The organism is Embleya sp. NPDC005575 (genome assembly GCF_040605455.1).
In the GTDB taxonomy this organism is placed as follows: Bacteria; Actinomycetota; Actinomycetes; order Streptomycetales; family Streptomycetaceae; genus Embleya.
In genome coordinates, this window is sequence record NZ_JBEXCV010000028.1 from 14,686 (window position 1) to 34,169 (window position 19,484).

General features: G+C 71.2%; 25 protein-coding genes. 10 read left to right on the plus strand and 15 right to left on the minus strand.

Going from position 1 to position 19,484, the window contains the following annotated elements; genetic code table 11:
* Positions 1-28: 28 nt before the first annotated feature.
* The gene (locus ABZS54_RS12495; protein ID WP_355533984.1) at positions 29-544 is read right to left on the minus strand and encodes an O-acetyl-ADP-ribose deacetylase; all 516 of its coding nucleotides are present in this window, start codon (positions 542-544) and stop codon (positions 29-31) included.
* A 61-nt stretch (positions 545-605) separates the two neighbouring features.
* Between ABZS54_RS12495 and ABZS54_RS12500 the strand changes: the two genes are divergently transcribed.
* From ABZS54_RS12500 to ABZS54_RS12515, 4 genes are all read left to right on the plus strand, one after another.
* Positions 606-1,070 (plus strand): MarR family transcriptional regulator, encoded by a 465-nt coding sequence (locus ABZS54_RS12500; protein WP_355533986.1) that lies wholly within the window; start codon positions 606-608, stop codon positions 1,068-1,070.
* A 117-nt stretch (positions 1,071-1,187) separates the two neighbouring features.
* Positions 1,188-2,510 carry a SpoIIE family protein phosphatase gene (locus ABZS54_RS12505; protein ID WP_355533988.1) on the plus strand — a complete coding sequence of 441 codons (1,323 nt, stop codon included), beginning with the start codon at positions 1,188-1,190 and terminating at the stop codon, positions 2,508-2,510.
* Positions 2,511-2,548: 38 nt separating this feature from the next.
* Positions 2,549-4,177 (plus strand): ATP-binding protein, encoded by a 1,629-nt coding sequence (locus tag ABZS54_RS12510; RefSeq protein ID WP_355533990.1) that lies wholly within the window; start codon positions 2,549-2,551, stop codon positions 4,175-4,177.
* Positions 4,174-4,617, plus strand: a complete 444-nt coding sequence (locus ABZS54_RS12515; RefSeq protein ID WP_355533992.1) for a response regulator — start codon at positions 4,174-4,176, stop codon at positions 4,615-4,617. The genes ABZS54_RS12510 and ABZS54_RS12515 overlap by 4 nt, the downstream gene beginning before the upstream one ends.
* A 15-nt stretch (positions 4,618-4,632) precedes the next feature.
* On the opposite strand, the gene ABZS54_RS12520 is transcribed toward ABZS54_RS12515, so the two are convergent.
* The 4 genes from ABZS54_RS12520 to ABZS54_RS12535 all read right to left on the minus strand — a co-directional run bounded on the left by ABZS54_RS12520 (position 4,633) and on the right by ABZS54_RS12535 (position 6,687).
* On the minus strand, positions 4,633-4,953 hold the full coding sequence (locus ABZS54_RS12520) for a DUF2516 family protein (RefSeq protein ID WP_355534078.1): 321 nt from the start codon (positions 4,951-4,953) through the stop codon (positions 4,633-4,635).
* A 142-nt stretch (positions 4,954-5,095) separates the two neighbouring features.
* A complete protein-coding gene (locus ABZS54_RS12525; RefSeq protein ID WP_355533994.1) occupies positions 5,096-5,593 on the minus strand; it encodes a hypothetical protein in 498 nt (165 codons plus the stop codon).
* Positions 5,594-5,601: 8 nt separating this feature from the next.
* A complete protein-coding gene (locus tag ABZS54_RS12530) occupies positions 5,602-6,042 on the minus strand; it encodes a helix-turn-helix transcriptional regulator (protein ID WP_355533996.1) in 441 nt (146 codons plus the stop codon).
* A gap of 123 nt (positions 6,043-6,165) precedes the next feature.
* Positions 6,166-6,687 carry an ABC transporter substrate-binding protein gene (locus ABZS54_RS12535; RefSeq protein ID WP_355533997.1) on the minus strand — a complete coding sequence of 174 codons (522 nt, stop codon included), beginning with the start codon at positions 6,685-6,687 and terminating at the stop codon, positions 6,166-6,168.
* A gap of 82 nt (positions 6,688-6,769) precedes the next feature.
* Between ABZS54_RS12535 and dtd the strand changes: the two genes are divergently transcribed.
* Together dtd and ABZS54_RS12545 are read left to right on the plus strand one after the other, a co-directional pair.
* Positions 6,770-7,195: a D-aminoacyl-tRNA deacylase gene (dtd, locus tag ABZS54_RS12540; protein WP_020552251.1), complete on the plus strand. Its 426-nt coding sequence runs from the start codon at positions 6,770-6,772 to the stop codon at positions 7,193-7,195.
* 122 nt (positions 7,196-7,317) lie between these two features.
* The gene (locus ABZS54_RS12545; protein WP_355533999.1) at positions 7,318-7,506 is read left to right on the plus strand and encodes a hypothetical protein; all 189 of its coding nucleotides are present in this window, start codon (positions 7,318-7,320) and stop codon (positions 7,504-7,506) included.
* A 43-nt stretch (positions 7,507-7,549) separates the two neighbouring features.
* Here ABZS54_RS12545 and ABZS54_RS12550 read toward each other — a convergent pair whose 3' ends face one another.
* The 3 genes from ABZS54_RS12550 to ABZS54_RS12560 all read right to left on the minus strand — a co-directional run bounded on the left by ABZS54_RS12550 (position 7,550) and on the right by ABZS54_RS12560 (position 9,560).
* Positions 7,550-8,497: a glycine cleavage T C-terminal barrel domain-containing protein gene (locus ABZS54_RS12550; protein WP_355534001.1), complete on the minus strand. Its 948-nt coding sequence runs from the start codon at positions 8,495-8,497 to the stop codon at positions 7,550-7,552.
* Positions 8,498-8,543: 46 nt separating this feature from the next.
* On the minus strand, positions 8,544-8,969 hold the full coding sequence (locus ABZS54_RS12555) for a Fur family transcriptional regulator (protein ID WP_355534003.1): 426 nt from the start codon (positions 8,967-8,969) through the stop codon (positions 8,544-8,546).
* A gap of 75 nt (positions 8,970-9,044) precedes the next feature.
* Positions 9,045-9,560, minus strand: coding sequence for an FABP family protein (locus ABZS54_RS12560; RefSeq protein WP_355534005.1), 516 nt, complete (start codon positions 9,558-9,560; stop codon positions 9,045-9,047).
* A 241-nt stretch (positions 9,561-9,801) separates the two neighbouring features.
* Between ABZS54_RS12560 and ABZS54_RS12565 the strand changes: the two genes are divergently transcribed.
* Positions 9,802-10,164 (plus strand): DsrE family protein, encoded by a 363-nt coding sequence (locus ABZS54_RS12565; RefSeq protein WP_355534007.1) that lies wholly within the window; start codon positions 9,802-9,804, stop codon positions 10,162-10,164.
* A 24-nt stretch (positions 10,165-10,188) separates the two neighbouring features.
* Here ABZS54_RS12565 and ABZS54_RS12570 read toward each other — a convergent pair whose 3' ends face one another.
* From ABZS54_RS12570 to ABZS54_RS12600, 7 genes are all read right to left on the minus strand, one after another.
* Positions 10,189-10,512, minus strand: coding sequence for a multidrug efflux SMR transporter (locus ABZS54_RS12570; protein ID WP_355534009.1), 324 nt, complete (start codon positions 10,510-10,512; stop codon positions 10,189-10,191).
* 231 nt (positions 10,513-10,743) lie between these two features.
* A complete protein-coding gene (locus ABZS54_RS12575) occupies positions 10,744-11,037 on the minus strand; it encodes a DUF1416 domain-containing protein (protein ID WP_020552259.1) in 294 nt (97 codons plus the stop codon).
* Between the two features lie 42 nt (positions 11,038-11,079).
* Positions 11,080-11,919, minus strand: coding sequence for a sulfurtransferase (locus ABZS54_RS12580; protein WP_355534011.1), 840 nt, complete (start codon positions 11,917-11,919; stop codon positions 11,080-11,082).
* A 423-nt stretch (positions 11,920-12,342) separates the two neighbouring features.
* A complete protein-coding gene (locus ABZS54_RS12585; RefSeq protein ID WP_355534013.1) occupies positions 12,343-13,188 on the minus strand; it encodes a zf-HC2 domain-containing protein in 846 nt (281 codons plus the stop codon).
* Entirely contained in the window at positions 13,185-13,817 is a 633-nt protein-coding gene (locus ABZS54_RS12590; RefSeq protein ID WP_355534015.1) for a sigma-70 family RNA polymerase sigma factor, read from the minus strand. The genes ABZS54_RS12585 and ABZS54_RS12590 overlap by 4 nt, the downstream gene beginning before the upstream one ends.
* Positions 13,818-13,951: 134 nt before the next feature.
* A complete protein-coding gene (locus ABZS54_RS12595) occupies positions 13,952-15,562 on the minus strand; it encodes a hypothetical protein (protein ID WP_355534017.1) in 1,611 nt (536 codons plus the stop codon).
* Positions 15,559-15,819 (minus strand): MoaD/ThiS family protein, encoded by a 261-nt coding sequence (locus ABZS54_RS12600; RefSeq protein ID WP_355534019.1) that lies wholly within the window; start codon positions 15,817-15,819, stop codon positions 15,559-15,561. Before ABZS54_RS12600 ends, ABZS54_RS12595 begins: the two co-directional genes overlap by 4 nt.
* A gap of 686 nt (positions 15,820-16,505) precedes the next feature.
* Between ABZS54_RS12600 and ABZS54_RS12605 the strand changes: the two genes are divergently transcribed.
* The 3 genes from ABZS54_RS12605 (at position 16,506) to mshD (ending at position 19,421) form a co-directional block, all read left to right on the plus strand.
* Positions 16,506-17,219: a response regulator transcription factor gene (locus ABZS54_RS12605; protein ID WP_355534021.1), complete on the plus strand. Its 714-nt coding sequence runs from the start codon at positions 16,506-16,508 to the stop codon at positions 17,217-17,219.
* A gap of 196 nt (positions 17,220-17,415) precedes the next feature.
* Positions 17,416-18,435 (plus strand): LacI family DNA-binding transcriptional regulator, encoded by a 1,020-nt coding sequence (locus ABZS54_RS12610; RefSeq protein ID WP_355534023.1) that lies wholly within the window; start codon positions 17,416-17,418, stop codon positions 18,433-18,435.
* A gap of 44 nt (positions 18,436-18,479) precedes the next feature.
* Entirely contained in the window at positions 18,480-19,421 is a 942-nt protein-coding gene (mshD, locus tag ABZS54_RS12615) for a mycothiol synthase (protein ID WP_355534025.1), read from the plus strand.
* Positions 19,422-19,484: the final 63 nt, after the last annotated feature.

A 19,484-nucleotide genomic window follows, 5' to 3' on the forward strand; every position in this document is an offset into this window, starting at 1 on the left:
GGGTCCGGCCCACCCGCATGTCCGGGGCCTACAGCGCCGCGACCGCCTGCTCGAACGCGACGTACGCACGCGCCTCGAACAGCACGAAGCGCGCCTGTGTCACCCCCGACGGCGTCGCCTGCACGGTCTCGACCGCGATCCGCGCCGCATCCTCCAGCGGCCAGCCGTAGGCACCCGCGGAGATCGCCGGGAACGCCACCGAGGTCGCGCCGAGGCCGTCCGCCACCCGCAGCGCCTCGCGATAGCAGGACACCAACAGCGCGGACCGGTCCTCGGTGTGGCTGTACACCGGACCCACCGTGTGCACGACCCACCGCGCCGGGAGTCGACCCGCGGTGGTGGCCACCGCCGCGCCCGTCTTCAGACCGCGCCCCAGCTTCGCCGCACGCAGCGCCCGACACTCGGCCAGGATCTCCGGGCCGCCCTTGCGGTGGATCGCGCCGTCGACCCCGCCGCCACCCATCAGGGACGAGTTCGCCGCGTTCACGATCGCATCCACGTCCTGCTCGGTGATGTCGCCGCGAACCAGCGTTATCCGTGTCATGGGCATCAGCCTGCCGGCCCGGACGTGGCGCTCCCACTCCATTAGCCGGCACAGTGGCCGGATGTCCGTGGCCCGAGGAGAAGGGGACCTACCCGCGGAACTGCTCGATCGTGTGGACGCACTGTGCGAGTGGATGGCCGCGGTACACACCCACGCACACGGCGATCTGGGCGGACGGGTATCGCCGTCCCAATTGCGGGCCCTGCTCGTGGTCGCCGACCACGACGGCATCAACCTGAACATGTTGGCCGCCCGACTGCGGGCCATGCCGTCCTCGGCGAGCCGTTTGTGCGATCGCTTGGAGGGTGCCGGCCTGCTGGCGCGCGAGCTGAGCGCGACCGACCGCCGAGAGGTGGTGCTGCGGCTGGCGCCCGACGGGGTCGGGTTCGTGGAGGAGCTTCGATCGGCGCGACGACAGGCCCTGGCCAAAGTTTTGATTCACCTGGAGGCGGACGACTTGGACTCGCTCGTGCGGTCCCTCGCGGTGCTGCGCGACGCGGCGCATCGGGCCGGCGGCCGGGACTGAGTCGGGCTCGGGCCGCGCCACGTACGGTTACCCGCTCACACCCGGCCGCGCTATCGTCCTTTTCGATTGCCGAACGACAACGATTCGTGCGGCGACATCAATCCCGGAGGTGGTGGCGTGCGCCCCGCGTACGGCGGCGACGGCAACGCGGTCGAACGGACCGGCTACCGCGCGGTACCGATGCCGGCCACCGCGGCATCGGACCCGGCCGCCGCGCATCCGCTGCGCGTCCTGCTCATCGAGGACGACGCGGGGGACGCCTTCCTGGTCGAGGAACTGCTCGCCGACTCGCCGGATCCGATGGAGATCGTCTGGGCCCGGTCGATGGGCGAGGCCATGGTCAAGCTCGGCGAGGACATCGGCTGTGTCCTGCTGGACCTGGGGCTGCCCGACGCCGAGGGGCTCAACGGGCTGCATCGGCTGCTGCTGTTCGCGCCGCGGACCGCGGTGATCGTGCTCACCGGCCTGTCCGACGCCCACCGCGGCTCGGCCGCGGTGGCCGCCGGCGCCCAGGACTATCTGGTCAAGCAGGAGATCGACGGTTCGTTGTTGTCCCGGGCGATCCGCTACGCCCTGGAGCGCAAGCGGGCCGATGAGTCGCAGCGCCGGCTGGTCGAGTCCGAGCTGCGCGCGCAGGAGAACGCACGCCTGGAGCGCGGGCTGCTGCCCGCCCCGATCCTGCGCGACCCGTCGCTGGACTTCCGGGCGCGCTACCGACCCGGGCGACAGCGCGCGCTGCTCGGCGGGGACCTGTACGACGCGGTACAGACCGCCGACGGGCGGGTGCACGTGATGATCGGCGACGTCTGCGGCCACGGCCCGGACGAGGCCGCGCTCGGAGTGAACCTGCGGATCGCCTGGCGCTCACTGATCTTCGCCGGCCTCACCGGCGGCGAGTTGCTCACCACGCTGGAGCGGATCTTCGAGCACGAACGGCGCTCGGACGAGATGTTCGCCACGTTGTGCATGACCATCATCGAGCCCGATCGGCGGCGCGGCCGGGTCTACCTCGCGGGCCATCCCGCCCCGCTCCTGCTCACCCCCAACGGCATCGCGCCGCTGTCCGAGAGCGCCACCGGCCCGGCGCTGGGCCTGTTCCCGGACGGCCGGTGGAGCCACGAGTCGATGGAGCTGGGCACGGACTGGTCGCTGCTGCTGTACACCGACGGGCTGATCGAGGGCCGGATCGGCCCGGGCCCGGAGCGACTGGGCACCGACGGCCTGTTGCCGCTGATCGGCCGGCTGCTGGCGGACGGGCGTTCCGGCTACGACCTGATCGATTCGGCGGTCGCAGCGGTGGAAGACCTGCACGGGGGCAGTCTCAACGACGACGTGGCGGTATTGCTGCTGCGGCACGACCCGGATCGCCCGCTGTACGGCGTGCAGGGCGGACATCCGGTGCTGCCGGGCCAGACGACGGGCGAGGACGGTACGGCGTGAGCGAAGACCGCACGCGAGTGCGACAGGGCGGACCACGTATGCGCCAGGTCGTCGCCCTGGGCTTGGGCCTGTTGGCGCTGGTGATCGTGCTTTCCGCGGTGGTCGGCGCGCTGGCGATATCCCGGCTGAACGACTCGCGGCACACCGTGCTCGACCGCCTGGAACCGGCCGCGAACGCCGCGTTGCGGCTGGAGAACGCGCTGATCGACCAGGAGACCGGCGTCCGGGGCTGGATCATCAGCGGCGACCCGAGCTTCCGCGAGCCGTATGCGCAGGGCCGGGCCGACGGGGACCGGGCGTACGCGAGCCTGGCGCGGTTGTTGGCGGGTTCCGCGAAGGGCGACCGGCTGCGGTCCGACCTGGCCGAGGTCGGCGCCCGGGCGCGGACCTGGCGGGAGGCCTACGCGGAACCCGCGCTCGCCGACCGAGCGGCCACCGCCACGGGCGCGATGCCCGATCAGGGCAAGCAACTGTTCGACGCGGTGCGCGCGGCGACCACGGCCCAGCAGGCCGATCTGGACCGCGAACGGACTCAGGCCCGGAACGAACTGGCAAGCGACGCCACCATGTTGACCGCGACGCTGATCGCGGTGGCCGCGCTGTTCGCCGCGCTGGTCCTGCTGATCGCACTGCTGTTTCGGCGGATGGTCACCCGCCCGCTGGAGCATCTGGGCGAGCAGGTCCGCCAGGTCACCGAGGGCCGATACAGCCTGGTGCTGACCGGCCGGGGACCGGCCGAGATCACCGCGCTCGCCCGCGACGTGAACTCGATGCGTGACCGGATCGTGGAGGAGTTGCACAGCACCGAGGCGGCCCGGGTACTGATCGACGAGCAGGCCGAGGATCTGCGTCGGTCCAACGCCGAGTTGGAACAGTTCGCCTACGTGGCCTCGCACGACCTGCAGGAGCCGCTGCGCAAGGTGGCCAGCTTCTGCCAGCTGTTGGAGAAGCGGTACAAGGGCCAACTGGACGATCGCGCCGACCAGTACATCACGTTCGCGGTGGACGGCGCCAAGCGCATGCAGACGCTGATCAACGACCTGCTCGCGTTCTCCCGGGTGGGCCGGTTGGACACCGAGCAGGGCGACGTCGACATGCGGGATTGCCTGGATCACGCGCTGCAAGCGCTGGCCGTCGCGCGCGAGGAGAGCGGCGCGCGGATCACCGCCGACCCGCTGCCCACGGTGCCGGGCGACGGGCTGCTGCTGGGCCAGTTGGTGCAGAACCTGGTCGGCAACGCGATCAAGTTCCACGCCGAGGAGGCCCCGTGCGTACATCTGGGAGCCCGCTGGGACGGCGAGCAGTGGGAGTTCTCCTGCGCCGACAACGGCATCGGGATCGAACCGCAATACGCTGATCGGATCTTCGTGATCTTCCAGCGGTTGCACCCCAAGGACGCCTACGGCGGTACCGGCATCGGCCTGGCGATGTGCAAGAAGATCGTCGAGTACCACGGCGGCCGGATCTGGCTGGATGCCGAGGTCACCGACGGCACCACGATTCGCTGGACGCTGCCCGGCCCGCCGCCCGTCGAACCGCCGGAGCCGCACGAATTGGCCCCGGCCCCGGATATGCCGGAGTCCGCGCCGGATCCGGAACCGAAGACATCCGAGCCGCAGTCCCAGGGACCGGCCGAAGAAGAAGCGGCACGAGGGAGCAACGCATGACCCATCCCGTCGCGGGAGCCATCGAGGTCCTGTTGGTCGAGGACGACCCGGGCGATGTACTGATGACACGCGAGGCGTTCGAGGACAACAAGGTGCGCAACTCGCTGCATGTGGTCAGCGACGGCGTCGAGGCGGTGGCATTCCTGCGGCGCGAGGGCGAGTACGTCGACGCGCCGCGCCCCGACCTGATCCTGTTGGACCTCAACCTGCCGCGCAAGGACGGGCGGGAGGTGCTGGAGGAGATCAAGGCGGACGAGGACCTGCGCCGGATCCCGGTGGTGGTGCTGACCACGTCCGAGGCCGAGGAGGACGTGCTGCGCAGCTACCACCTGCACGCGAACGCCTATGTCACCAAGCCGGTGGACTTCGAGCAGTTCATCCACGTGGTGCGGCACATCGACGAGTTCTTCGTCTCGGTGGTCAAGCTGCCCACGCGCTGAGTGCGGCGGGGCGGTTCACCAGGGGCCGTACGGCCCCATGTTGCGACCGCCCCCGCGACCGCCGGCGACCTCCTTGAGCGCGGGACGCACGTCGACGAGGTAGACGATCGCCGCGACCAGCCCGGCGAGCATGAGCATCAGGCCCAGGCCGGTGGGCAGCACGTCGACCACGACCGCGACACCCAGCAGGATCAGCCAGAAGGACTTCTTCTTCTTGTCCGCGGCGCGGTACGCGTCCTCGCGCCGGAAGGCGGCGTCGAACAGGCAGAACACCTTGAGCAGCAAGATGCCGAGGAAGAGCCAGGTCAGCAGCTGGTCGAACTTGGCCGTCAGCAGACCATCGGCCATGGCCAGTTCCATCGATCCTCCTCTGCGCGGCCGCCGCGTGCCGCCGCGTCGTGCGGGATTCCAGTCTGGCATGCCCGATGCCGCCTCGGGGGTTGCCGAGGCGGCATCGGGTGGATCGGTATGCCGAGGCTCAGGCGTTCGAGACGCCGGCCGGCTTGCTGCCCGAGTCGCCGACCTTGCGGGCGGCCTGCTCGACGGCGTTCGCCGCGGCGTCCGCGGCCTTGCCGGCGGCGGTCGCCGCGGACTTGGCCTGGGTCTTGGTATTGGCGACCCCGCGCTTGGTCGCGGTCGTGGTCGCCTTGGCCTTGCTCTCGGTCGTGCGCACGGCCGTCTTGGCCCGCTTGGTGCTTTCCTGCCGGTCGACCCGCTTGACCAGCTTCTCACCGCGCGCGGCGAGGTCCTCGTAGAGCTCCTTGGCCCTGTCCACCTGGGACTTGGCGAAGGTCTGGGTGCGGTCGGGGAGCGTCTGGAGACGCTCGCGCAGCACCTTCGGGTCGGTGGTGACCTCGGTCCGGAAGCGCTCGGGCAGCTCCCGCAGCTTCTCCACCACCAGGTCGCCGGCGCCGGCGACGGCGTACAGCGGGGTGGTGTCGGTCAGGGTCTTCTTCAGTTCCGTGGCGATAGCCATGGTGTTCCTCACTCCTCGGGATCGAGGTGGTCGGTTACGGCCCGGCCGGCCTTGCCGTTCACGGTTCCGTCGGCGGCGCCCCGTTCGTCCCGCACGCCACCGTCCTGTGTGTTCTCCTTGCGGAATGCCTCGTAGATCTCTATGAGGACCCGCTTCTGGCGGTCGTTGATCGCCGGATCCGCCATGATCGCGGTGCGCACCTCACGGTCACCCTCCTCGCGTTCGTCGAGGATGCCCGCCTGCACGTAGAGCGTCTCGGCCGAGATACGCAGCGCCTTGGCGATCTGTTGCAGGATCTCCGCGCTGGGCCGCCGCAGGCCGCGCTCGATCTGGCTCAGATAGGGGTTCGAGACCCCGGCCGCCTCGGCGAGTTGCCGAAGCGAATATTGCGCGTTGCGGCGTTGCTCCCGGATGTACTCACCCAGCGAGCCGACGTTCAGACCAGCCATGGCTTCAGCATGCACACACCGCGCTTGCTATTGCAAGCACACTGCTTGCAGCCGTATGCAAAGAGGCGCCGAACGGGGGAACCGGGGGCCGGGCGATCGGATCGGGGAGTGCCGTCGAGGTGGTCATCGACCCGACAGCAGGTCCTCCACCTTCGCCTCGCCCTCGCGGTAGCGACGGGTGATCTCGGCGGCGCAGTCGTCGGCGGTGCGCTGGAGGCGATGCCGACGCGAGGACACCTCCTGTTCGTGGGCGCCGAGCTTGTCCAGCGCCTCGCCCAACTCCGTGTCGGTGTGCGCGGCGAGGTCGGACAGGCCCACGTCGGCGAGCAGTTGCTCGATCCAGCTGCGGTAGCGATCGGTGCGCGGCGGCTGGACGTTGACGTGTCGCGCGCCGCGGGTGGGTGGTCTGGACTCGGACAGGATCTCGGGCAGCCGGCCCACCACCGGCGAGGTCGGCTCGGCACCGTCCCGGCCGGATCGCCGGGCCAGTTCGGCGCGCAGGATGTCGATCCGCCCCTGGAGCAGCCTCCGCAGATAGGACAGATCGTTCTCCTCGCGCTGAGCGTCGCGCATGAGTTCGCGAACCCGACTCAGCGTGAGTGCGCGGATGGCCTCCGGGGCCACTCCGTCGGGAAGATCCACCATGAGACGCATCGTGTCATGTCGGGCAGACCACCGCGTGCCACATGCTGCGGAATCGGTCCGGACGGGTGTGCAGAATGGGCCCATGCGTGCCGTCCTGCAGGTCGTGACCGAAGCATCCGTGACCGTCGAGGGGGAGGTGGTCGGCTCGATCGTGGGCCCCGGACTGTGCGTCCTGGTCGGCGTGACGCACACCGATACTCCCGAGATCGCCCGCCGACTGGCCGCCAAGCTGTGGAGCCTGCGCGTCCTGGACGGCGAGAAATCCTGCTCGGACCTGTCCGCGCCACTGCTGGTGATCAGCCAGTTCACCCTGTACGGCGACGCCCGCAAGGGTCGTCGGCCGACCTGGAACGAGGCCGCGCCGGGCCCGGTCGCCGAACCCCTGGTGGCCGAGGTCGTCGCGGCGCTGCGCGCGCTCGGTGCCGAGGTGGCCACCGGCGTGTTCGGGGCCGACATGAAGGTCGCACTCGTCAACGACGGCCCGATGACCCTCGTCGTGGACATGTGACCTCGGGGCGCGAGTGCGAGAACCCGCCCGGGATTCACCGGTTCCGGGGGTTCTCCCCATGTTCCTCGGCCGAACGGGGAAGGAGAATGGGCCTCGGGTACACCGACCGAAGGGGTTGGACCATGTCGCACCGCGGGCCGTACATCGCGGCCGGGATCGTCGTCGCCATCATCGCGCTGATCGTGCTGCCCTCGTGGATCGCCTGGACCATCGTGGCGGTCGCGATCGGCCTGCCGGTCGTCGCCTACTTCGCCCTGGACCGCTCGCAGCGGCGGCGCCTGCACCGCATCCGCCGCCGCGAGATCCGCTAGGTCGAAGCCGGGGGCTGGAGCGAAGAACCCGCAGGCCCCAAGGTCACGCGGGGACCACGACCTCCTGGGTCGCCGGCACACCGCCGGCCAGGAGCTCGGCGTCCACCGCGGTGTTGCGCTTGATCAGCGCCAGCGCGATCGGGCCGAGTTCGTGGTGGCGCACCGAGCTGGTGACGAAGCCGACCTGCCGGCCCGCGAGTTCGACCGGCGCGCCGTGCTCGGGCAGTGCTTCCGGGGTGCCGTCCAGGTGCAGGAAGACCAGCCGGCGCGGCGGCCGACCCAGGTTGTGCACGCGCGCGACCGTCTCCTGGCCCCGGTAGCAGCCCTTGTCCAGGTGCACCGCAGTGTCGATCAGGCCCAGCTCGTGCACGATCGTGCGGTGGTCGGTCTCCAGACCCAGTCGAGGCCGGTACGCGGCGATCCGCAGCGCCTCGTAGGCCCACATGCCCGCCGGGTGCACGTGCTCGCGCCCATACCGCTCGAGCCGCTCGCGCGGCAGGAACAGCTCGCGCCCGTATGCGGTCTCGCGCACCAGCACGTCCTCGGGCGCGTCGCCGGCGCCCGCCTCGTGCATGATCGCGAAGTCGGCGGACACGTCCGCGACCTCGACCCGCAGCATGAAGCGCATCCGGTCCAGGAACTCGACCAGGGCCGGCGCCTCGCCGGGCTCCAGGTGCGCCCAGAACGCCTCGCCGTCGTCGACCCCGTACAGCGCGTGCTCGATGTGCCCGTGCGGGCTCAGCACGAGTGTCAGCGTCGCCTCGTGCGGCTTCAGCCCGATCAGGTGCTGCGTGGTCAGCGAGTGCAGCCAGCTCAGCCGATCCGGACCGCTCACCTTGATCACGTCGTGGTGCGAGAGATCGACGAAGCCCTCGCCCGCTTCCAGCCGACGTTGTTCACGCAGGGGATCGCCGTAGTGCGCGGCGACACCGGCGTCGGGGGCTTCCGCGGCGACCGCGCCGGGCAGGGACAACAAAGGGCTCGTGGGCATGTCCCCACAGTACGAGACCGGCCCGGCCGTTGCCGTTGCCGTTGCCTCAGGAAACCCGGGCGGCGGTGCACTCCGCGCAGCGGCCGAAGATCGCGAAGTGCGCGAGGTCGATGTCGAACCCGTGCTCGGCGCGCAGCCGCTCGCCCATCGCGGCGGCGATCTCGGTGCCCACCTCGATCACCCGCCGGCAGTCCCGGCAGACCAGGTGCAGGTGGCCGCCGACGTCCGCCGGGTGGTAGGTCGGCGCACCGTGGCCCAGGTGGGTGTGGGTGACCAGGTCGAGCTGTTCGAGCAGTTCGAGGGTGCGGTAGACGGTCGAGATGTTGATCCCACCGGCGGTTTTGTGCACCTCCACCAGGATCTCGTCCGGTGTCGCGTGGCCCAGGGTGTTCACCGCTTCGAGGACGAGTTGGCGTTGCGGCGTGAGCCGGTAGCCCTTCTCCCGAAGTTCGTGCTTCCAGTCAGTGCTCACACATGGAAGTTTACGAGGGCGAACCGGCCCCCGGGCCACTGCGCGCGGTCGCGTCCGGTTCGGCGGCGTCCAGCGCTATTCGGCCGCGAGGTCCGCGTCGACGCGCTTGAGTTGGGCGGAGACGTGGGCCTGCAGCGGGTGACCCATCGCGGCCATGTCGTACGCGTACATCAACTCGCCCTTGACCAGGCCGTACAGCCGGTGGCCGGCGGTGTACTCCTTCGCGTCCTCGGTGCGCGCGACCACGTCGGTGCGCATCTCCAGCCGCGGGCCGTCCACCTTGCCGAGCCAGATCTCCACGATTCCGGTGGGGTGGGCGAGGGTCACGTCGACCGAGCCGTCCAGCTTCGAGCGCCAGAAGCCGGTCTCGGTCGCCAGCGGACGCACCCGCTCACCCTCGTCGTCGAGGAGCCAGGTGCGCGAGGTGTAGGTGAGGAACGGCTTGTTCGCGATGTAGCCGAAGGTGACCTGCTGGCCGAAGCGGAACGCCTCGATGGTCGGGTAGTCGCCGACACCGGCGCCTTCCCAGGTGCCGAGCAGGAACGCGAGCGGGACGGCGTCGAAGTGCAGGTCGTCCGGGATTTCGATCATGGTGGGGCGGCCGCTTCCGGGGTCGGGTACGGCGGGTCAGCCTACCGGGCTCGGCGTCAGTTCTGGCCCTTGTACAGCTTGGACACGGTCAGCGCGGCGAACCACGCGACGAGGACGCCGACCACGGCCAGCAGCGCAATGAAGAAGATGTGCATCGCCCGGGTGCTCCTCGTGCTTCGTACGGGTGGGCCAGGTCGACCTGGCCGGGTGCCAAACGGCCTCAGTGTATAGGCTGCGAGCCGTGAAGCGATCTCTCGTGGTCAAGGTCACCGCAGGTCAGGACGCGCCGGAGCGCTGCTCCCAGGCGTTCACGGTGGCGTCGGTGGCGCTCGCGTCGGGCGTGGACGTATCGGTGTGGCTCACCGGCGAGTCGTCCTGGTTCGCGCTGCCCGGGCGCGCCGCCGAGTTCGAACTGCCGCACGCCGCGCCGCTGCCGGATCTGCTCGACGCGCTGATCGCGGGCGGCCGGGTGACCCTGTGCACGCAGTGCGCGGCGCGCCGGGAGATCACCGGCGACGACGTGCTGCCCGGGATCCGGATCGCCGGGGCCCAGGTGTTCGTCCAGGAAGCGCTCGCGGACGACGCCCAGGCGCTGGTGTACTGACGGTCCGCCCGCACGGGCCCGGGATCAGTGGCTGATCCCGGAGATGTTCAGGCCGATCACACCGAGCAGGACCAGGCCGATCGAGATCAGCTTGAGCGGCGACGAGCCCTCGTTCAGGAGCCAGATGCCCACCAACGCGGTGCCCGCCGCGCCGATTCCGGTCCACACCGCGTACGCGGGGCCGACCTCGAGCGACTTGAGCGCATAGGTGAGCAGCCCGAAGCTGCCCAGTGCACACGCGGCGAAGCCGACCGTGGGCCACAACCGGGTGAATCCGTGGCTCTGCTTGAGCATGATGGCGAAGCCGGTCTCCAGGATTCCCGCGATGATCACGATCATCCATGCCACGTGTTGCCTCCCGGCGTCGCGCGTTGCTTCCGGTGTCCCCTACTCCGAAAGGTCTGCCCCCCGGCGGATCCACCGAAGATACGGAAACCTTTCTGCCCCTGCGACCTTGGACACACACCGAACGACTCCACCCCTCCCCCGAGCACGTGGGGAGGGGTGGAGCCGTTTTGCCGCCGATCGGGCTGCGGGGTCCGAGGGTGTACGTCCGAAGGAGACCCGCCCCCGTCGGGGTCAGACCGCGATCTCGACCTCGGCGACGGTGCCCTTCTCGGACACCACGACGCTGCGGTCCACGGTTGCGCCGGGGACGAGCGCCCGCACGGTCCAGTTGCCCGGCGCCGCGAAGAACCGGAACTGGCCGGTCGCGGACGTGGGCACCTCGGCGGTGAAGTCGCCGCCCGCGTCGAGCAGGCGCACGTAGCCGTTGATCGGCTGCCCGCCCTTGGTCACCGCCCCCTGAATGATGGTTTCCTTCGCCACGTCAACTCCTGCCAGATCCGGGCCGCCGGCCTTCGCACCGCACATCGTTCTTGCTCCCTGAAGTCGGGTAGGTGGTGTAGCCGTCGGTCACTTGCCGTCGCCGAGCTCGATCGGCACGCCTACCAGCGCGCCGTACTCGGTCCACGAGCCGTCGTAGTTGCGGACGTTGCCCTGCTCCAGCAGCTCGTGCAGGACGAACCACGTGTGCGCCGAGCGCTCGCCGATCCGGCAGTAGGCGATGGTGTCCTTCGCCAGGTCCACGCCCTCGCCCTCGTACAGCGCGGTGAGCTCCTCGTTGGTCTTGAAGGTGCCGTCGTCGTTGGCGGCCTTCGACCACGGGATGTTCTTCGCGGTCGGCACGTGGCCGGCCTTCTGCGACTGCTCCTGCGGCAGGTGCGCCGGGGCGAGCAGCTTGCCGGAGAACTCGTCGGGCGAACGCACGTCGACCAGGTTCAGCGAACCGATCGCGGCGAGCACGTCGTCGCGCCAGGCGCGGATCGAGGTGTCCTGCTCCTTGGCCACGTAGTTCGTCGCGGCGCGCTCGGGCACCTCGACGACCAGCTCGCGCGAGTCGAGCTCCCACTTCTTGCGACCGCCGTCGAGCAGCTTGACGTCGCCGTGGCCGTAGAGCTTGAAGTACCAGTAGGCGTAGGACGCGAACCAGTTGTTGTTGCCGCCGTAGAGCACGACGGTGTCGTCGTTGGAGATGCCCTTGGCCGAGAGCAGCGCGGAGAAGCCGGCCTCGTCGACGAAGTCGCGCTTGACCGGGTCCTGCAGGTCGTCGCGCCAGTCGATGCGCACCGCGCCGCGGATGTGGTTCTTGACGTAGGCGCTGGTGTCCTCGTCGACCTCGACGAGCACGACCTTCGGGTCGTCCAGGTGGGCCTGGACCCAGTCGGCGTCTACCAGAACGTCGGAGCGGCTCATGGGGATACCTCCGGTGCAGAAGTGCGCGGGCTTGCCGCGGATGTGGGGGTACGCGGTCTCGGGGTACACCCGGTCGTGCCGCGGCGCCGCGGCAGGCGGGGGTGTGGGTGTGTCCGTGGTGGCTACGCGGGGGCCGGGTGCCCGTTCCACCGCGTCGTCACACGGTTCGGGTCCCGGGTCCGACGGTCGGTCGCGATCCGCCTCGGGCGGATCGCCGATCGACGACTGTCGGCAAGTCAGTCAGCGCAACACAGGCAGGTCTGCGTGCGGCACAGGTCCACTGCGCGCCGCTTGGTGAGGTCATCCGCCTGTCGCTTCACAACATCGATCGTAGGGAGCTGAGCCACCCGTGTCATGCCTGGCCCACGATGTGAGACAAAATTGTCCGCCCATTGAGATGGACGGACAATTGGCACCGATTTGTCATGGTTGCGAGGGCGGAATCTCCAGCAGTTGTTCGCCGTCGCCGACCGTTTTGACGGCGAACCGAGTGATCTCACCGACCGGGATGCTGGTCGCGCCCCGAATCGGATCGCCGGGTCCGTACTCGCCGTTCGGGACCACCCACGAGGACGCCGTCTCCACCCGGCCCCGGGTGCCGTAGACGTCCAACTGGCAGCGGGTACCCGGCCGGATGCCGGACAGCGACAGGTCCACGCTGCTGCCCCACGCGGTGGCGGCGTAGCGCAGTTCGGCGCCCATGCCGGAGCGCGGGTCGCCGCCGCGGGCGACCCGACCGCCCGGCTGCCCGGGCGGCGGCGCGGTACCGGCCGGCCCGGCCGTCGCGGATGGGTGCCCCGGCGCCGCGGTCTTCGGCGGTGCGGCGGCCGTGCCGCCGGTGTCCGAGGAGTCCCCGAGGGCCCAACCGGTGAACCCCGCGAGGACCATCAGCACGGCCGCCGCGGCGGCCACCGCATGGCGCAACCGGCGGCGCCGATCCGCCTGCCGGGCCGCGGCGAACAACACGCGTGCGGGCGCGGTGCCGTTCGCGGCCGCGCCGCTGGCCTCGGCCTCGGCCTCGGTCAGCCGGGCGAGCAGGGCGGGCAGGCCCGCGAGTTCCTCGTATTCGGCCCGGCAGCGCGGGCACGTGGCCACGTGTTGCCGGACTCGGGCGGCCTCTCCCTCGCCGAGGGCGCCGACCACGAACGCGCCGAGGTCCAGGCGGGCCACCGCGCAGCTCAGCCGGGCGGGTGGGCCCGCCGGCTTCGGCGGATGCGCATCGGGAGCGGCGCCGTTCGCCACCGCGTTCTCGTCCCCGGTGTCCGTCACGGGACCAACCCCCTTTCCTCGAAGGCCACGCGCAGCGCTCGCAGCGCGTAGTACGTCCGTGATTTGACCGTGCCCTCGGGCACACCCAACGTCTTGGCCGCGTCGGCCACCGAACTGCCCCGGTAGTAGGTCTCCAACAGCACGGCCCGGTGTTCGGGGCTCAGTGCGGCCATGGCGTCGGCGACGTCCCACGCGAGCACGGCCCGGTCGAACTCGGCCTCGGCGCCCTCGTCCGCCACCGTCGCCGGCACCGCGTCGCCGGTCTCGGGCGGTCGGGCCCGACGGGCCCGGCCGACGTCGATCACCACGTTGCGGGCCACCGTGCACAACCAGCCCCGCACCGAGCCCCGGGCCGGGTCCAGCGCCTCGGGATGACGCCAGGCACGCAGCAGCGTCTCCTGGACCACATCCTCGGCCAAGGCCCGATCGCCGCCGGTCAGGCGCAACGCGAAGCCGAGGAGCGGGCCGCCGTGTTCGAGGTAGAGCGTGCGGATGACCGCTTCGTCGGCGGTCGATATTCGCGAGGCCGAGTGCAGCGGGTCGGCGGCGGGCCGCTCGTCCCCGGCGGGGGGCCGGGCCAGGAAGGCCCGGGCCGCCGCCGGATCGGCCTGGGCCTCGACGCCGAGCACTTTCGAACGTTGCGCCACACCCTCTGCACGGGTGGGCGGGTCCGGCGGTTCATCCCGGCTCCCGGGACGGGACCGGCGGTGTATCCACGGCATGGCCGCATCCTCCCGTGGCGGAGCCGCCGCCGCACGGTTAATCAGCCGATCATGACCCTGCCCAGCAAATACGCCGCCGGAGCGGCGAGTGCGAGCGGCAGGGACACACCGGCGGTGAAGTGAACGAACCTGGACGGATGGTCGTATCCGGCGACCCGTCGGCCGAGCAGCCCGAGCGCCGAGGCCGCGGCGCCGAGCAGCGCGGCGTACGGGGCGTCGCCGCCGAGAGCAATGCCCGCGGCGGCGCCGGCCGCAGTGCCGAGCAGCCAGGACGGGATCGGCGCGACGGCCGGCGGCAGCGGCACCGCCCGCACCAGCGTGGCGACACCGGCCGCGAGCGCCGCGGACACCACTGCCGCGCCCGCGTCGATCGGACCGTCATGGAGTTCGCCCGCGACCAGGTAGGCAACGTCGAAAGCGGTGATCAGCGCAGCGGACGTGGTCACCGTGAGCGCGGGCAACAACTCGCCCGGCCGGGCGCCGCTCCGGGCCTGGAGCGCGAGCATCACCAGCAACGTCCCGGCGAGCACGGCGGGCACGCTCGCCAGGCCCTGCTCGCCCTTGGCGTACACCGCGATGTCGGTACCGAACGCGGCCACCACGACCAGCGCGATGCCCTGGCGCGCGGGCCACATGCCGTTGAGCCGGAACCACCCGACAGCGGTGAGCACTTGCAGGAACGCGACGCCGAGCACGAGGGCCGGCTTCCCGGCGACCGCGGTCACCGCCAGGACGGCGGCGAGGCCGACTGTGCACAGCGCCGGCAACATGCCCGGCGGATCCCAGATCGGCGTCCGGGCCGAGCGCGTGGACACCTCGCCGGTGCGCTGGGCCGGCACGCGGGCGAGGCGGCGCCCGGAGTCGGGGAGGTCGTATTCGGCGGGGGCGTCGTATATGGCGGGCGCGTCGTCCGGGTGGTCGCCGTCGTAGGTGAAGTCGGCGGCGAAGTCGGGGTGGTTCTGCTCGTGGTCGAAGGCGGCCCGGTCGACCGACTCGTCCCGCAGATGGGCGTCCTCGGGTCGATACCCGCCGTACGAATTTGGCCCGGACTCGGGAACCGGCTCGACGATGGCCGGCAGCATGCTCGTCGCACCGTCCCGGTCCGCGTAGCCCGAGCCGTAACCGTCCCGCCCGGGTTCGGCGAGCGCGGGCAGCACCTCGGTGGCGTCCGGGTAGCCGTATCCGCCGGCGGGCGCGGTCGGCACGGGTTCGGCGTACGCCTGGGGTGCCTGCGGGGCTTGCAGGGCCTGCGGAGCCTGCGCATAGGCGCCCTGGGGGTAGGGCTCCTGCGGGTAGGACTCGTGCGGGTAGGGCTCCTGGGCGTAGGTGTCCTGCGGGTAGGTCTCGTGTGGCCGGGGTTCCGCCGGATACGGCGTCGCCGGGTAGCCGTGCGAGCCGTGGTCGCCGGCGGCCGGCTGTGCGTACTGCCCGGGCTCGGCGTAGCCGCCGTGCCGTCCGTCGTACGACGCGGCGGCCGGTGCGTCGTACGGCTCGCCGTAGTACTCGCCGGGCGGCGCAAACGCCTGCTCGCCGTAACCAGGTCCCGACAGGCTCGGGTCGAACGGGGCCTCGCCCGGGTGGATCGCCCCGGGGTCGTAGCCGCCCGGTTCCTCGTATCGGTCGCCCGCCGGGCGCCCGCGCCGGCCGCTCATCCGCCGGCGAAGGGAGGGAGGACCTCGACGGTGCCGCCCTCGGTCAGGGTGATCGCCGTGTGGTCGCGCCGCCCGACGGGGTCGCCGTCCACGACGAACGAGCAGTTCGCGACGACCGCGCCGAAGCGGATCGAGTCGCCGTGCCGCTCCCGGGCGCGCCGCAGCGCCTCGGCGAGAGTGGCCGCGTCGTACGGCTCCTCGGCCGTGCCCGCGGCTTCCTTCGCCGCGGCCCAGTACCGCATGGTGCCGACCGCCATCGCGCGCCCTCCCGTGTGTCCGTGTGTGCGTCGCAGCCTCCGGTACCGGCGGCCCCGAAGTGTGCAGCATCCATGATGACGCCTCCGCACCGACCACTCGGCCCAGGCGCCCCCGGGATCATCCTCCGGCGTACGTTCACCCCGACGCGCGGCGACCGGCCCGCGGTAGCCGCGAAGCGGACAGGCGCCACGCCCCGGAAGCACACGGCCCACCCCACGCGAAACGGACTCGCCCGACACCGGCCACACCCCACCGGGTTGCTCGCGCAACGCGGCCGGGTGCCCTCCACGCCGCGCGCTCCTTCCGGGCGTGCCACGAATCGGTGAACCCATGGGTGGTTGTGGGGGCTCGATCGGGTGGGTCGGAATCGGCTTCCGGGTGTGTGTCGCGCTGGTCCGAGCGGTGGTGTCGTGGGTGGAGCGGGAGGTCGGGTGCAGGCATTCCGGTGAAAACCGGGTCCGTTGGGTGTCCGCAGTGCGGGAAGATCCACGGGTAGGTCGGTTCCCGGAGACATGTTCGCTATCCTGACTTCGCAGGCTCACCTTCGATGACGGGCACACCCCAAGGACCCCAGAAGTGGTTCCCGAACGGTTACGAAATCGGACGAGTCGGCGACCAATGAAGGATCCGGGCGACGATGCCCCGGGTCCTTTCGTGTTTTGTGCCTGTTTTGGGAGGTGTCCCGTTGAGTGCACTGCTGCTGCTCACGAACGCGCTCCAGCCGTCGGCCGAGGTGCTGCCCGCGCTCGGTCTGCTGCTGCACCAGGTACGCGTGGCCCCGGCGGAGGCGTCCGCGTTGGTCGACGCGCCGGCTGCGGACGTCATCCTGGTCGACGGTCGGCGTGACCTCCCCCAGGTGCGCAGTCTGTGTCGGGTGTTGCGGACCACCGGGGTCGGTGCCCCGCTGGTGCTGGTGGCCACCGAGGGCGGGCTGGCCGCGTTGACCGCGGACTGGGGCGTCGACGACGTCCTGCTGGACACCGCCGGCCCCGCCGAGGTCGAGGCGCGACTGCGGCTGGCGATCGGCCGGCTCCAGGCGGCGCAGGGGGCCGAGGACGAGCCCACCGAGATCCGCAACGGCGACCTGAGCATCGACGAGGCCACCTACAGCGCGAAGCTGCGCGGTCGGGTGCTTGACCTGACGTTCAAGGAGTTCGAACTGATCAAGTACCTCGCGCAGCACCCGGGCCGGGTGTTCACCCGGGCCCAGTTGTTGCAGGAGGTGTGGGGTTACGACTACTTCGGCGGCACCCGCACGGTGGATGTGCACGTGCGCCGCCTGCGAGCCAAACTCGGGCCCGAGCACGAGTCGTTGATCGGCACGGTGCGCAACGTCGGCTACCGGTTCGTGGTGCCCGATCGGGGCGTCGGCGAGCCCGCGCTCGCCGAACGCTCGTGACCCGCGCGTACGTGACCCGTGCGTACGTGACCCCTCGCTCGGCACCGGCCCCGTCGGTGGAGCCGACGGGGCGTCATATCCCTTACATAGCAGTGCAAAGCAGACGTATCCGGAAGAACGCGGAGGACCATCGCGTCCCCCGTCCAGGTTGTGAACTCCCGTGAGTCGCGCCGGTCCCCATCCCTACAATGACCGCGTGCCCAAAGTGACCCGCGACGACGTCGCCCGCCTCGCGGGGACCTCCACCGCGGTGGTCTCCTACGTCGTCAACAATGGCCCGCGCCCCGTCGCGCCGGCCACGCGCGAGCGTGTGCTCGCCGCGATAGACAAGCTGGGCTACCGGCCCGACAGCGTGGCCCAGGCGATGGCCAGCCGCCGGACCAACCTGATCGGCCTGGTGCTGCCCGACGCCCGGCAAGCCTTCTTCGCCGAACTCGCGCACACCGTCGAACAGGCCGCGTTCGAGCAGGGCCGGCTGGTGTTGATAGGCAATTCCGACTACGAGGACGACCGCGAACTGCACTACGTGCGCGCGTTCCTCGGCATGCAGGTGTCCGGGCTCGTGCTGGTCAGCCAGGGTCCCTCGGAGCGCGCCGCGCGCGAGATCGCCACCCGGGACGTGCGGGTGGTGCTGATGCACCGTCAGCCCGATGCGCTCGGCGGTGACGCGGTCATCCTGGACGACGTCCAGGGCGCCTACACCGCGGTCCGCCACCTGCTCGACACCCACGGCTTCACCCGGGTGGACTGCCTGGGCGGTCCGGCCAGCACGCCGGACTCGGGTGACCCGGTCACCGACCACGTAACCGGCTGGCGGCGGGCGATGACCGAGCGCGGGCTGCCCACCGAGGGTCTGCTGCACGAGGCACCCTTCGGTCGGTTCGGCGCCTACCAGGTCGCGCTGTCGCTGCTGACCGGCCCGGATCGGCCCCGGGCGCTGTTCTGCTCGACCGACGACCAGGCGATGGGCGTCCTGCACGCGGCCCGCGAGGCGGGCGTGCGGGTGCCGGACGACCTCGCGGTGGTGGGCTTCGACGACATCGCCGAGGCGGCCATCGCCGATCCGCCGTTGACCACGGTGACCTCCGACCGGCCGGGCATGGCCCGCGCCGCGGTGGAGCTGGCGCTGGAGCGCGAACCGGCCGCGGCCGGCGACCCGCGGGTGCGTACCTTCCCGTCCACGCTGGTGGTCCGCCGCAGCTGCGGCTGCGGCTGACGGCCGCGTAACCACCCACGGCGCCGCTCAGTACCGTGGAGGCCATGGACCTCGCGGATGTGTCGATCGAGACGGTGAATCGGGCCTCGGCGGAAGACGCCTCGGCCGTGTCGGCCCTCGCGGAGGCGACGGCCGGTGTCGACGGCGCCTCGCCGCTGTCCGAACAGTCCCGGCTGGAGCTGCGGCACGGCGCACCGGCGGCGCGCGAGGTGCTCGCCCGGGACGGCGCCGCCATCGTCGGCTTCGCACACCTGGACGGCTCGGATCTCGTGGACGGCCCGTCCGCCGAACTGTTCGTCGCTCCGGCCGCGCGCGGCGCGGGCCTGGGCCGGGCGCTGCTGGAGACGCTGGTGACCGAGGCGGCCCGGATCGACGAGGCCGGCCGGTTGCGGGTGTGGGCGCACGGCAAGCTGCCCGCGGCCCAGCGGCTGGCCGCGGCGCTGGGCTTCGCCGCGTTCCGCGAGTTGTGGCAGATGCGCCGCGCGGCCGCCACCCCGGTGCCCGACCCGGACATGCCCGCCGACGTGCGGCTGCGCACCTTCCGTCCGGGCGTGGACGACCAGGCCTGGCTGGCGCTCAACGCCAAGTCCTTCGCGCACCACCCCGAGCAGGGCGCGTGGACGGCGGACGATCTGCGCCGCCGGTTCGCCGAACCGTGGTTCGACCCGGCCGGTTTCTTCCTCGCCGAGGACCCGAACACCGGCGAGCTGCTCGGCTTCCACTGGACCAAGACACACCCCGCGACCGCGGACTCGGGCCCGCTGGGCGAGGTGTACGTGGTCGGTGTCGACCCGGCGGCGCAGGGTCGCGGGCTCGGCGCGCTGCTGACCTCGGTGGGCCTGCGGCACCTGGCCCAGCGCACCGTGGATGGCCGTCCGCTCACCGAAACCCTGCTCTATGTGGACGCGGACAACGAGGCGGCGGTCAAGGTGTACACCCGTCTGGGCTTTCGCATACACACTGTCGATGTCATGTACCGGCGCTGAACACCGTGTGAAACCTGGCGAACATCTGTTTCGGGTCGGGGTCGCACAGGTGCGCATAGACCG

Excerpts from the sequence above, each read along its gene's own strand:
- ABZS54_RS12600 (WP_355534019.1), bottom strand. The coding sequence starts at position 15,819 with ATGGCGGTCGGCACCATGCGGTACTGGGCCGCGGCGAAGGAAGCCGCG.
- ABZS54_RS12525 (WP_355533994.1), bottom strand. The coding sequence starts at position 5,593 with ATGGCTATCGCCACGGAACTGAAGAAGACCCTGACCGACACCACCCCG.
- dtd (WP_020552251.1), top strand. The coding sequence starts at position 6,770 with ATGCGTGCCGTCCTGCAGGTCGTGACCGAAGCATCCGTGACCGTCGAG.
- ABZS54_RS12575 (WP_020552259.1), bottom strand. The coding sequence starts at position 11,037 with ATGTGCGGTGCGAAGGCCGGCGGCCCGGATCTGGCAGGAGTTGACGTG.
- ABZS54_RS12530 (WP_355533996.1), bottom strand. The coding sequence starts at position 6,042 with ATGGCTGGTCTGAACGTCGGCTCGCTGGGTGAGTACATCCGGGAGCAA.
- ABZS54_RS12510 (WP_355533990.1), top strand. The coding sequence starts at position 2,549 with ATGCGCCAGGTCGTCGCCCTGGGCTTGGGCCTGTTGGCGCTGGTGATC.
- ABZS54_RS12535 (WP_355533997.1), bottom strand. The coding sequence starts at position 6,687 with ATGGTGGATCTTCCCGACGGAGTGGCCCCGGAGGCCATCCGCGCACTC.
- ABZS54_RS12515 (WP_355533992.1), top strand. The coding sequence starts at position 4,174 with ATGACCCATCCCGTCGCGGGAGCCATCGAGGTCCTGTTGGTCGAGGAC.
- ABZS54_RS12500 (WP_355533986.1), top strand. The coding sequence starts at position 606 with ATGTCCGTGGCCCGAGGAGAAGGGGACCTACCCGCGGAACTGCTCGAT.
- mshD (WP_355534025.1), top strand. The coding sequence starts at position 18,480 with ATGGACCTCGCGGATGTGTCGATCGAGACGGTGAATCGGGCCTCGGCG.
- ABZS54_RS12550 (WP_355534001.1), bottom strand. The coding sequence starts at position 8,497 with ATGCCCACGAGCCCTTTGTTGTCCCTGCCCGGCGCGGTCGCCGCGGAA.
- ABZS54_RS12495 (WP_355533984.1), bottom strand. The coding sequence starts at position 544 with ATGACACGGATAACGCTGGTTCGCGGCGACATCACCGAGCAGGACGTG.
- ABZS54_RS12595 (WP_355534017.1), bottom strand. The coding sequence starts at position 15,562 with ATGAGCGGCCGGCGCGGGCGCCCGGCGGGCGACCGATACGAGGAACCG.
- ABZS54_RS12580 (WP_355534011.1), bottom strand. The coding sequence starts at position 11,919 with ATGAGCCGCTCCGACGTTCTGGTAGACGCCGACTGGGTCCAGGCCCAC.
- ABZS54_RS12560 (WP_355534005.1), bottom strand. The coding sequence starts at position 9,560 with ATGATCGAAATCCCGGACGACCTGCACTTCGACGCCGTCCCGCTCGCG.
- ABZS54_RS12545 (WP_355533999.1), top strand. The coding sequence starts at position 7,318 with ATGTCGCACCGCGGGCCGTACATCGCGGCCGGGATCGTCGTCGCCATC.